We start from the raw sequence: 12,420 nt of genomic DNA on the forward strand, positions 1-12,420 counted from the left end.
TTTTTGGGGTAAAATGGATGGTAAACGGAACAACCATGGAGGATGTATGGCCCACTATGTTTGGATGATCATTAATGCGCTGTTGGTGATCGGCACGGCGGTTTATATCTGGCTGTTTCGCCCGAACGACTCAGCTGCGGTGCTGGCAGGAAAATGGCTGGCACAAGTGGCGGTGCTGCTGTTTTTGGTCAATGTCAATATGTATTTTATCTTCCTTGTCATCCGCAAAACAAAAATCCGGAAGGTCAAAGTCACGTTAGCGCGGATAGCAAGAAGCATGATGAAAGCCCACATCCCGCTCGCGGTTGTCGGAACGAGCTTGATTGTCTTTCACGGAGTGGTGATGGCATGGAAACTCGGAGCGGTGATCGGTTTTGGCCATGGGAAACTGGTGACCGGTTATGCAAGCCTCGCGATGTTGGCCATCACCTTGTTTGCAGGTGTCCTTCGGCGGCAAAAAGCGTCAGGGTGGAGAAGAACGTTTCATCTTGTCTCTGCCTTGCTGTTTGCCGGTTTGTTTCTCCTTCATCTATTTTGGCCGATCTAATCACGTGTAAGGGAGAGAGAAAACGTGGGTGACTTGCTTTCTTTGCTGACGGAATACCGCCATCGCCAAGTTGTCGTCAACTTCTATGAAGAAGACGAGCTGGTGGCGCGTGACGGGTTTTTCTTTGATGGCATCGAACGATCAGACGGTCTGCTATCTTTCATCAAAGATGGGCGCATTCGCTGGTCCATTCGGTTGGATGACTACCCAAGCTATGAGATCGTACACGATTTCCCGAGGCGTTATCGGTTTTATGGCCAGCATCGGGCTGTAGAGCTCTATTTCCCTTCTTAACGGTGTCCGCTTTAGGAGAAACCGGTCATTCATCTCCTCATTTTCACGAGGAGATGAATGACCGGTTTTTGACTATATATCATGTAAGTGGTTGAAATGTTTTTATACTTATTACGATTATACCAGGGCATCGTATATTCTTTCCGGCAGGCAGTGGTTGTCCGTTGAGCGGTACTTTCATAAGAAAATAGCGTATGATCAAGCTATTTCTGACGCAAGGCATCCACCCCCGTTGCTGCAGTCACTGGCTTCCGCATCGTAAACGTCAGCTCCGGATCAAGCACGGCTAACGCCGGGCGGAGAGCGGCATCTTTTAGCGTCAATTGAATCGTCAACGATGTTCTTAGTGCTGCGTTTGCCTTTTTCAGCTAGCGGCGTTTTTCATGAAACAAGCCATCGTCTTTTATATATTAAAAAATAACTGAATTCTAAATCAATTGAAACATAAATTAATAGTGGCATACCTTGGACTGGTATAGCAACACAAATAAAAATAATAAAAGGTATCTTTTATTATTTACTATCAAATATAAATTTAGTATAATTCTAATGTACAAATCATTATCATTTTTGACTGGCAACAAAACAGTTAGAAATGGTAATGATGGAATTTCTATTTTTTGTTAATTAAGGGAAAGGAGAACAGGAGAATGGAAAATCAAAATCGTCAGAATGCAGCCCAATGTCCGTTTCACGGAAGCGTAACGAATCAGTCTTCGAATCGAACGACGAACAAAGACTGGTGGCCGAACCAGCTGAACTTAAGCATTCTCCATCAACATGACCGAAAAACGAATCCTCATGATGAAGAGTTCAACTATGCTGAGGAGTTTCAAAAACTAGACTATTGGGCGCTCAAAGAAGATTTGCGCAAACTGATGACGGAAAGCCAAGACTGGTGGCCGGCCGATTATGGCCATTACGGGCCGTTGTTTATCCGCATGGCCTGGCATTCAGCTGGCACGTACCGCATCGGCGACGGCCGCGGCGGCGCTTCGACCGGCACGCAGCGCTTTGCGCCGTTAAACAGCTGGCCGGACAACGCCAACTTGGATAAAGCGCGGCGGTTGTTATGGCCGATCAAAAAGAAATACGGGAACAAAATCTCTTGGGCCGATTTGTTCATTTTGGCGGGCAATGTCGCTATTGAATCGATGGGTGGAAAAACGATTGGATTCGGCGGCGGCCGCGTTGACGTCTGGCATCCGGAAGAAGACGTTTATTGGGGATCGGAAAAAGAGTGGCTCGCCTCTGAACGCTATTCCGGTGATCGCGAGCTCGAAAACCCGCTCGCCGCGGTGCAAATGGGGTTAATCTACGTCAACCCAGAAGGGCCGGACGGCAAGCCGGATCCAAAAGCAGCGGCGCGCGATATTCGCGAGACGTTCCGCCGCATGGGGATGAACGATGAAGAAACGGTCGCCTTGATCGCCGGCGGTCATACGTTCGGAAAAGCGCACGGCGCCGGCCCTGCCACGCACGTCGGTCCCGAGCCGGAAGCCGCCCCGATTGAAGCGCAAGGGCTGGGATGGATCAGCTCTTACGGAAAAGGGAAAGGGAGCGATACGATCACAAGCGGCATTGAAGGCGCTTGGACGCCGACGCCAACCCAGTGGGATACGTCGTACTTTGACATGCTGTTTGGCTATGACTGGTGGCTGACGAAAAGCCCAGCCGGGGCATGGCAATGGATGGCGGTCGACCCGGATGAAAAAGACTTGGCTCCGGATGCCGAGGATCCGTCGAAAAAAGTTCCGACGATGATGATGACGACCGATTTGGCGCTTCGGTTTGACCCGGAATACGAAAAAATCGCCCGCCGATTCCATCAAAATCCAGAAGAATTTGCGGAGGCGTTTGCCCGGGCATGGTTCAAGCTTACCCATAGGGATATGGGACCGAAAACGAGATATCTCGGTCCGGAAGTTCCGAAAGAAGATTTCATCTGGCAAGATCCGATTCCAGAAGTCGATTACGAATTGACAGAAGCGGAAATTGAAGAAATCAAAGCCAAAATTTTGAACTCCGGACTGACGGTCAGTGAACTTGTGAAAACAGCTTGGGCCTCGGCCAGCACGTTCCGCAACTCGGATAAGCGCGGCGGAGCCAACGGCGCCCGCATTCGTCTCGCGCCGCAAAAAGACTGGGAAGTGAACGAACCGGAGCGGCTCGCCAAAGTGCTGTCCGTCTACGAGGACATCCAGCGCGAACTGCCGAAAAAAGTAAGCATCGCCGACTTGATCGTCCTTGGCGGCAGCGCTGCGGTGGAAAAGGCAGCCCGCGACGCCGGCTTTGATGTCAAAGTGCCATTTTTCCCTGGCCGCGGCGATGCGACACAAGAGCAAACCGATGTCGAGAGCTTTGCGGTATTAGAACCGTTTGCGGACGGCTTCCGCAACTATCAAAAGCAAGAGTACAGCGTTCCGCCGGAAGAACTGCTCGTTGACAAAGCGCAGCTCCTTGGGCTGACCGCCCCAGAAATGACGGTCTTAGTTGGCGGTTTGCGCGTGTTAGGCGCGAACTATCGCGATCTGCCTCATGGCGTCTTCACCGACCGCATCGGGGTGCTGACCAACGACTTCTTTGTCAACTTGTTGGATATGGACTATGAATGGGTGCCGACAGACAGCGGCATTTATGAAATCCGCAACCGGAAAACCGGCGAAGTGCGGTGGACGGCGACCCGGGTAGATCTCATTTTCGGATCCAACTCCATTCTTCGTTCCTACGCGGAATTTTACGCCCAAGACGACAACCAAGAAAAATTTGTCCGTGATTTCATCAACGCTTGGGTGAAAGTCATGAACGCCGACCGCTTTGATCTGGTGAAAAAAGCAAGGGAATCGGTCACCGCTTAATAAAGGGAAGAAAAACAAGGCAGAGGGAGAAGATTCCCTCTGCCTCGTTTTTGTAGAATACCAAACGGCTGCATAGGCAAAGAAAATCTTCACCGTAAAAACTGATTTTGCGAAGAGCTAGGGGAAATATTACTAAATAGCTGTAGATGAGCAAATTCACTGACATAAATTGACAACTAAACAAAAAAGGAGACATGAACCCGATTCCTTGGTTAGAATAGATGTACCACCAACTATCCACAAGGAGGTTCATGTCTCATGAATAGATTAGCACATCACCAAGGAATCCACAAGTTTTTCTTCACGCTGGGGTTGACGCTGCAGCTTTCCAAACCGGTCATCAAGCATCTCATTCATATTGTCGATGCCTTGACCACCAAGGGATTCTCGGGAACATTGACTGATATTCATTACTGGAGCTTTCATCCGAATCATCGAACGACGCTCCGTCACTTTTTCACGAAAAGCCCTTGGAACGAGGAAAGGCTGCTTGGGAAGCTTCAAGAGTGGATCCTTTCCCAGGTCGAACGACTGGCCAAACGGAAGAATCAACCCCTTTTTGTTTCGATTGATGATACGATTTGCCAAAAAACAAAGCCTTCGTCACGGGCTGTGCACGCCATTCAAGGGTGCGACTGGCACTACTCGCATAAAGATCATCAATCGGTCTGGGGGCATTCGCTCGTTTGGCTGATGGTGCACACCTTCACGCAGGCGTTCCCATTTGCGTTCCGCCTGTATGACAAGAAAGCGGGAAAAAGCAAGATCGACCTGGCGATCGAGATGCTTTCCTCGCTCAAGGTGAAGCGGGCTCAGCCGGTGTATGTGCTCATGGATTCGTGGCATCCGTCTAAGAAGCTCATCGAAGCCTGTCTGAAACAGGGATTCCATGTCATCGCGATGCTCAAGACGAACCGGATTCTCTACCCGAAAGGCATCGCCATCCAAGCCAAGCAGTTTGCCCGCTATATCGAGTCCAAAGACACCCGCCTCGTCACGGTGGGGCAGGAGCGTTATCGCGTGTATCGCTATGAGGGGGCCATCCATGGCCTCGATGACGCGGTGGTGCTGCTGGCTTGGAAGGCGGATCAGCCGCTGACGCCGGAACATCTTCATTGCATCTTGAGCACCGACCGGGAACTCGGGGACGAAGACATCTTGCGTTACTACGCCCAGCGCTGGACGATCGAGTGCTTTTTCCGGCAGGCGAAAGATCAACTGAAGCTGGATGGATACCGCGTTCGCCACATTCGGGCGGTGAAACGGTATTGGGCGGTGGTGCTGTTGGCCTGCGTGTACAGCATCGCCGAATCCCGACAAAACCTCTCCACCGGGCTGGAGCTTCTTCGGTCGCGGAAAGACCACAGCGTCGTCGAGTTCATTTATGACGCTGCAAAGCAAGATATTCCCATTGATGTGATCAAAAAACAGCTCCGTATCGCGTAAGGGGTACCCTGTTTGTCTCTCTAACCATGGAAATTATTGTAATGAAAAATGCTCATCTACAGAAAGTTAGATAAATTATCTAAGCAGATGCAGAAAGGAATCTTCGCTAAAAATTTCAACCATCCTGCGAATAAAAGAAAAAAAAGTTTAAGGCAACAATATTCCATTAATCAAATAATCAAATAGATTCTAACTTCCTGCATCGGGATAACGCCCATGCCGCCTCGCATAACGCGGATTTAATATGAGGATTACCCTTTACCGTTCGTGTACTTTTGCGTTTTCCAGCGCTTTCGTGATTTCCCGGGGCCACCCCAGCCCAAGAAGCGAGGCGCTGCGGTGTCGGGAACTGTCCCATATCCACTCCGATTTCGGCGATGATGACGGCGGCGGTTTCCTTTTTCACTCCAGGAATCGTCATCAGAAGATCCACTTCCTGTTGATACGGTTGTAAGAGATGGTCGATGCGTTGGTCCATCTCCTGAATCAAGCTTTCCAAATACTCGATGTGCTTCCACGATTGGCGAATCATGAACAACTCATGTTCGGTTAATGTCCCAAAGAGCGATTCCTGAATTTGTTGCTTTTTCCCTTTCATTCTTCCGTGAAGGCAAGCGTCGATATCGGCTTCTTCGATGTACCCCTGTTCCATTAAACGGGTCAAGAGTTTTCGGCCCGATACTCCGAAGATGTCGGAAATCACCGTACCCAGCTTGATATTGGAACACTCCAATACTTTATGAATTCGGTTTTTTTCCGCAATCAATTGACCCACCCACTTTTTGCGTAAACGGGTCAAGTCCCGCAATTCTCGAATTGGCGCGGGTGGCACAAAACTCTTTTCAATCAGTCCATAACGCAATAATTTAGCGATCCATTCCGCATCGGATACATCCGTTTTTCTCCCTGGGACATTCTTGATTCGCTGAGCGTTGGCCAAGGTAATGTCAAAGTAGTCCTCTAAAATGTTAAAGACCGGTTTCCAGTAAACCCCCGTACTCTCCATCGCTAGATGAGTGATTTCTCGATCCTCGAGCCATTTCAGGAGGCGAAACAAGTCTTTGGTAAACGTCGAAAACGTTTCGATCTCCTTTTGAATGTGGTCTTCTTCTCCCCAAAGCGCACAAACGACAATCGTTTTGGCATGAACATCTAAACCTGCGCAACGATGATAAAGCACATCCATGATCCGGACTCCTTCCATTGATGAATTCGCAAACAGTGAGTCCACTTGTTCGTTAGGCATTTTTCTGTTCGTAGTCACCTTTTCCAAATGAAAAGGGCTTACAATGGGTGGAACACCAAATGGACTCAAACAGTTTTTTGTACAGGGTCGAACCACCATTAAAAAGCACGTCTTTCCAAACTGTTTGCGTTCATCCTCCATTATGGAAGGAGAGATGGATTTTCATGCCTGGGTGGGGAGTAAAATTTACTCATGGATGTTTTTTGTGATTTATTTTCATTCATTAATTAGAGCGGGAGGTTGTGAATATTTTTAATTTTATATGGACAATAAGAACGTTTGTTCCTATAATATATTTTAAATAAAAATAAATATGAAAGGGGTTTTAAAGATGACAAGAAAAAATATAAAACGAACGTTGGAGATAAACGAAATTATAAAACTTTATCTTGAAGGTGCTAGTACCACCGAAATTGCAAAGCTTTCCAATGTGTCCCCAAGATATATAAGAATGATTTTGTCTGATCATAATATTGAAAAAAGGCCGTTTGGTAGTTGGAAGCGTAAGTATAAGTTAAATGAAGATTATTTCAAGACTTGGTCTAAAAATATGGCTTATATCTTAGGTTTTTTTATAGCGGACGGTTTTGTCTCCAATGATTTTCAGACGATCGGATTCGCGCAAAAAGAAAAATATATTTTAGAACAAATCAGAGACGAATTAGGGTCTAATCAACCACTTTATCAAAATAAGCAAACCGGTGTTTATATGTTATATCTCAATAGCAAAGTTATGAAAAACGATCTAATGGAGATACATGGTATCACACCAAATAAATCATTGGATATAAAATTTCCGTATGTTCCAGAAGTGTATTTAAATCATTTTATAAGAGGCTATTTTGACGGTGATGGAAATATTTATTCTCGTGGCTATTTAGTCAGTTTTGTTGGCGGTTCTCTCGATTTCATGACGGTATTAGAACATCATCTAAAAGCGCGAGGATTTGACGTGTACTTAACCAAAAAAGAAAAACATATTCGTTTATATATGAGCGGCAGAAAAACGATTAAGGAATTTTATGACTGGATTTATCACGATAAAGGATTATATTTAAAACGCAAATTTGAAGCGTTCCCAGATAAAAATATGGATGCAGAAACATTGCAAAATGCGAAATTAAAAAGAACAAAACAAGCTGTTGCAGCAAGAAAAAAAGCTTTTATCGATGAATATCGAAAAAGCTATTGCGTTCATCAAGCATGTGAAACAGTTGGAATTACATTAGGAACTTATTTTAGATGGTTGAAACAAGACAAACAATTTAGCGAAGAATTTTATCAAATAAAGAAAGAGTAGTGGTAATCAAACGCCACTCATATATTTTTTACATTTTAGTAGACATAATATAAATTATAAGAAGTTACGAAAGAGTCTGTTTCGATAACAAGTAGTCTCATAATAGTGAGACAAAACAAAAAAACGCCCATCGACACGCCCACCTAAAATAAAATAAAAACGCGCAGCCTCTTGATTCTCATTCAAGAAGCTGCACGTTACCCACTGCGCGTCGGCAGCTGCAGGGACCGCATGATCTCATCCTTTCTCCTTTCGTTTAGGCAATATCCGTTTGACGATAGCGGACGCCTTTATACCGAACGCGAACTGGCACGCCTTTTTCTTGCTTATGTTTCACCAGAAGCCGTTGGGCTTTTGAAAAGGCTTCCATCATCCCAGATGCCGGAATGGCCTCTTCCCACACAATCGTTTTCCCTTGGACTGTGTAGAAGGAAAAGACATACTGTTTCACCGTCTTCACCTCCCTATTATTATTATAATCAAAGACTGTTTTTCCTAAACACAAAAACTGTTACAATTATGTTAACATTTTCTCTTCGGCGTTTCCGCAACAAATAAAGGTGTCCCAATCCTTCCTAAAAGAGATCGGAACACCTTTTTCTTTTTGCGCATATGTGGCTGTTGGACCTTGCGGGTTGTGATGACCTTGCCGGTTAGCGCCGCAATCCGATTTAGCACAGTTCAGTTTCTTAGAAAAAGAAAACCGGCATCATGATTCAATGCCGGTTTGTTGCTTGTATTGTTTGACGGCCGCTTTATAGTCGGCTTGAATGGCATCTTTGTCTCGTCCGAGCCGAACGCTTAAAAAGTCGAGCACGGCTGCATCATGGGCAAGGCCAGCGGCAAACTGCCGCTTCAGCCAGCGTTCGCCGGCGATTTCCTCTGGGAACGTATGGGTCTCTCCCCCATCGGCATACACGTTCCAACCTTGAGCGGTTTTACGACTCAGCCACCATTGGCCATGGTGATTTGTCCAAAACACTCCTTCGGCCTCGTCTTTTTTGTTCAATTGGTTTTGTTCCGCATCACCGTATACCGGCAGAAGCGGGAACGTCTCGACGACAAACAGCGGAAATGTTGTATCATCGATCAAACAGCCGGACGCCTTGGGATGGCCGCCGCCACCGAATTGCAGGGCAAACTCAGCGACGTTGACGTCATCATGAATGGTGCGAAAGCCAATATGTTTCGTCCCCATGTTGACTAAAGCGATCAAGTCAAGATGAGGATAACGCTTGGATAACGCATTGCCCAATTCCGACAAATGGCGCTCGGCAAAGACGACGCCGATGCAATAGTCACCAAGCCAGCGCTGAACAAGCTGTTTTTGCTTTTGCCGAATGTAACGCTGAATTTTCTTCTCTTCCATATCGAGAAGCAGCTCTTCCGTCTCGGTCAAGGAGAACGGTTCTCTGGAGGCGAGCCGCTCGCTCATCGTCTCCCAAAAGCCGTCAAGCCCGAAAATCGTCAACAAATCATTCAGCCGCTTCGCTTGCAAATTCCCATTCTCTTCCCATTCCCACGTGTCGTATTGGCGGACGAGCTCGACGAACCCATCTAGCGTTTCATTAGGTGCGAGTTTTCCCTCGCGGACGAGATAGTCGTAAAAGAGCGAGGTGGCGCACGTCTTTTTGCCATCATCCCTCACCGGCACCACCTGTCCCCACGGGTAGTCATTGAAATGAAGCGCCGTCACGTGGTGGTCGATCACTTGCACATGGCCGCCGCGCGCCGCCCGTTCGGCGAGTTGCTGTTCCACTTCCTTGCCGACGGCCAAGTCGGTGATAAACAACATGGCGCCGTTGGCCTCGTCGCTTTGCAAGAATTGGATGACCCGTTCATCCAAATTGCGATAGGAACAAAACGAAATGTTCACCTCGGCAAACGCCAGCTTCGCGAGCAATCCGCAACCGATGCCGTCTAGATCGCTGTCAGTGAATAATTTGATCATGGGGTCCCACCTTTTTGTCACAAACTTTTTTGCAACCACGTTTTCAAGAGCGGCAACAGCCGATCCGGCAACTCGCTCACATGCGGAACAAAGACGCGGAAGCGACCATAGATGTTTTCAATCGTCCGCCGCGTTGACTCATCGTCGGCCCCGTGGCCTAAAAAGAGATTGACGACCTCAATGCCGCGGCGGCGCGCTTCGGCGACTGCTTCGTGCGTATCGATGATGCCGTTTTGTTCATATCCGTACGCGGCGGGTTCGCCGTCAGAGAAGACGAGCAGCACTTTTTGTGCTTCCGGGCGCTTGAGGAGCTGTTCGGTCATCCAGCGAATCGCCAATCCATCGCGATTATCTTCATGCGGCTCGAGCTGCAGGATCGCCGGGCCGCTCGACGGCTCAAGCGAGCGATGGAATGAGACCGCCATCTGCAAATAGTTCGGCTGACGCGAAGCGGCTGCTTCGTTCGCATCTTCCCAAAATCCGACAATTTGGTGCGGCACGCGCAACGTTTTCAGCACCTCATGGCAAAGAACGAGCCCGGTTTTCGTCTCTTCCATTTTGTCATGCATCGAAGCCGAGCAATCGACAAGCAGGCCGAAGACTGCATCAAACCGCCGCGTCGGCTCGCCTTTTTTGTAAAACAAGCGCGGCCGCTCATCAGTGAAAAACGACACCAATTGTTTGCGCAGCCGACCGACGGGCAAGTTCGTGCGCCAAGCGGAGCGCTTGTGTTCAAGCCATTGTTCCATGATGCGCACAAGCCGTTTTCGGTACGGCGCCACCGCCGCCTGTTTGGCGCGGTATTGCTCAAGATGCGCGAGGTTTGGCGACGAAGGAAGAAGCACAAGATCGGCTTGGCGGTTGGCCTCGCCATACGGCGCACTGTTTCCAGCCGGCGGCTGTTCGCTGAAGGATGCTTGCGCTTCCAGGCCATACTCGTTTCGCGCCGTCGGCCGAGACGTTCCTTTCACGACGGCCAGCGCCTGATCACCGTCTTCACCCGGCCTCGCCTTATCGCTGATGATCTCGGTGCGGCTGCCTCGTTCGAGCTCAAAGCGGAGAAAGCTTCCACCCGCCCGGCTCGTTTCCCGATGCCACGTTGGCAGCACTTGCCGCTTGGCCTCTCCATCGGCCTCTTGAAGGGCATCGCGGTTTTCCAATGGGTTGGTCCGTTTGAGATCTTGAAGCGTCATCGTTTTCTCGTCCGCATCATCCTCAACGATTGGCAGCGATGTATAGGCATTGACCATATCATGAGGCAGCACGTCCTTCATCAGTTCCACAACGGCGAACGCCCAGTCCGCCACCTCGGCTGTCGAGGAAGCATCAAAAAATTGCGGCCATAACGTTTCAAGGCGCGCCTGCACCGCTTCATCCGCCATCGGAGCCAGCGGCGCATCATCAAGCGGCGAATCGGCCGTGAGCCGCAAATACATCCCCGCCAAAAACTGATCAGCCCAAGCGCCGCGCGTTCGATTCGCTTGCCATTGCTGAGTGAAGTAGCGGCGGTACAAGCGGCGGCGCGTGCGGAACCATCGCTTCATCCCGGGACGTTCCCGCTCACAGACGGCTTCCAAGCGAAGATCTTCAGCGAATGTAAACAGCTGTTTGGAAAGCTTGGAGAGCGGTCGGGATTCCACCGCATGTCGGAAGGCGCGAACCGCCAATCGGTCGGTGTGCCGATACGTGCCGATGATGCGCAAGCCGACGTCGCTTTTCATTGCCGTTTCCCGCTCCAATGGTGGATACCCATCCCAAAAATGGCTGACGTAAACGACCGGCTTGACACAATGCACGCCGGAATGGGCGGCGAACTGGATGGCAACGTCGCGGCGGCGCATGAGCGTTTGGGCGAGGTCAGAAAGCTGCATGACCAAACTCGAGTCGACCGTTCGGTCATTGAACATCATAAACCGCTCCATGCCGAGCCTCCTATTCGTCAAACCACGTTTCAGCGATGTTGCGCACTGCGGCCCGTTCCCGTTCATCGTCGAGCTTATCGACGATGCTTCGTTCAATGGCCCGCAATGGCGGCATGTACGCCGCCAAATCGCACGCATCCAACAAAGCGCGCACCGAAGCCGCTTCCTCGGCGATTTGTCCGTTTCGCACCTGCACAAGCAGATCAGCCGACAGGGCGACGAAACGATCGATCAACGTTTCATCCGTTAATGTAGTTTGCGCCAACAATACCGATTTTAATGTTTCTCCTTGCACATACGGCACATTGATGACGACAAACCGGTTTTTGAGCGCCTCATTGAGCGGTACGGTGCCAATATAGCCTTCATTGATCGCGGCGATGACGCCAAATGTCGGTTTCGCCTGCACGAGATCGCCGGTGAGCGGATTCGTGAGCCGCCGCCGGTAGTCAAGGACGCTGTTTAAAATCGGCAGCGTCTCTGGTTTCGCCATATTAATTTCGTCAATATATAGCAAATGCCCTTTTGTCATCGCCTGGATGACTGGTCCGGGCACGTACTCGATCACCGCCTGGCTGTTTTTGTGCACGATCGTCTTAAAACCGAGCAATGCTTCGGCGTCTAAGTCCACGGAACAGTTGATGCTGTGCATCGGTTGACCAAACAAAGCGGACAACGTTTCAGCAAGCCGCGTTTTTCCCGATCCGGTCGGGCCTTTTAAGAGCACGTTTTTCCCAAGCGCGAGCGCAATGGCGGCATCGTGCACGATCGCCTCATCTGCCGCCTTGTACCCGCCCGCTCCAATCAACGCGCGATCCGGATCGCGGCGGAACAGTTCTTTTCGCTTTTCCATTTC

At 49.4% G+C, this 12,420-nt stretch carries 10 protein-coding genes and 1 pseudogene; 5 read left to right on the top strand and 6 right to left on the bottom strand.

The genetic code is table 11. From position 1 onward, the window contains the following. Window positions 1-46 precede the first annotated feature (46 nt). Window positions 47-547: a hypothetical protein gene (locus tag GT3570_RS08170; protein WP_014195797.1), complete on the top strand. Its 501-nt coding sequence runs from the start codon at window positions 47-49 to the stop codon at window positions 545-547. 24 nt (window positions 548-571) lie between these two features. Further along, the gene (locus tag GT3570_RS08175; RefSeq protein ID WP_014195798.1) at window positions 572-841 is read left to right on the top strand and encodes a hypothetical protein; all 270 of its coding nucleotides are present in this window, start codon (window positions 572-574) and stop codon (window positions 839-841) included. A gap of 203 nt (window positions 842-1,044) precedes the next feature. On the opposite strand, the gene GT3570_RS18430 is transcribed toward GT3570_RS08175, so the two are convergent. Further along, window positions 1,045-1,176 (bottom strand): iron-containing alcohol dehydrogenase, encoded by a 132-nt coding sequence (locus tag GT3570_RS18430; RefSeq protein ID WP_023634322.1) that lies wholly within the window; start codon window positions 1,174-1,176, stop codon window positions 1,045-1,047. A 315-nt stretch (window positions 1,177-1,491) separates the two neighbouring features. Between GT3570_RS18430 and katG the strand changes: the two genes are divergently transcribed. Both katG and GT3570_RS08190 read left to right on the top strand, forming a co-directional pair. Continuing rightward, entirely contained in the window at window positions 1,492-3,699 is a 2,208-nt protein-coding gene (gene katG, locus GT3570_RS08180; protein WP_062898616.1) for a catalase/peroxidase HPI, read from the top strand. A 258-nt stretch (window positions 3,700-3,957) separates the two neighbouring features. After that, complete coding sequence (locus tag GT3570_RS08190) at window positions 3,958-5,145, top strand: IS701 family transposase (RefSeq protein WP_062898618.1); 1,188 nt, start codon at window positions 3,958-3,960, stop codon at window positions 5,143-5,145. A 196-nt stretch (window positions 5,146-5,341) separates the two neighbouring features. Here GT3570_RS08190 and GT3570_RS08195 read toward each other — a convergent pair. Continuing rightward, window positions 5,342-6,331, bottom strand: a pseudogene (locus tag GT3570_RS08195) (IS110 family transposase); the annotation flags it as partial. 391 nt (window positions 6,332-6,722) lie between these two features. Between GT3570_RS08195 and GT3570_RS08200 the strand changes: the two are divergent. Continuing rightward, on the top strand, window positions 6,723-7,691 hold the full coding sequence (locus GT3570_RS08200; protein WP_167552185.1) for a helix-turn-helix domain-containing protein: 969 nt from the start codon (window positions 6,723-6,725) through the stop codon (window positions 7,689-7,691). Between the two features lie 256 nt (window positions 7,692-7,947). Here GT3570_RS08200 and GT3570_RS08205 read toward each other — a convergent pair whose 3' ends face one another. The 4 genes from GT3570_RS08205 to GT3570_RS08220 form a co-directional block, all read right to left on the bottom strand. After that, entirely contained in the window at window positions 7,948-8,142 is a 195-nt protein-coding gene (locus tag GT3570_RS08205) for a hypothetical protein (RefSeq protein ID WP_011231223.1), read from the bottom strand. A gap of 258 nt (window positions 8,143-8,400) precedes the next feature. Then, window positions 8,401-9,642 (bottom strand): DHH family phosphoesterase, encoded by a 1,242-nt coding sequence (locus GT3570_RS08210; RefSeq protein WP_014195842.1) that lies wholly within the window; start codon window positions 9,640-9,642, stop codon window positions 8,401-8,403. 17 nt (window positions 9,643-9,659) lie between these two features. Further along, complete coding sequence (locus tag GT3570_RS08215; protein ID WP_011231225.1) at window positions 9,660-11,564, bottom strand: nitric oxide reductase activation protein NorD; 1,905 nt, start codon at window positions 11,562-11,564, stop codon at window positions 9,660-9,662. A gap of 10 nt (window positions 11,565-11,574) precedes the next feature. Then, complete coding sequence (locus tag GT3570_RS08220; RefSeq protein ID WP_369792898.1) at window positions 11,575-12,417, bottom strand: ATP-binding protein; 843 nt, start codon at window positions 12,415-12,417, stop codon at window positions 11,575-11,577. Window positions 12,418-12,420: the final 3 nt, after the last annotated feature.

This window comes from Geobacillus thermoleovorans (genome assembly GCF_001610955.1).
GTDB classification, from domain to species: Bacteria; Bacillota; Bacilli; order Bacillales; family Anoxybacillaceae; genus Geobacillus; species Geobacillus thermoleovorans.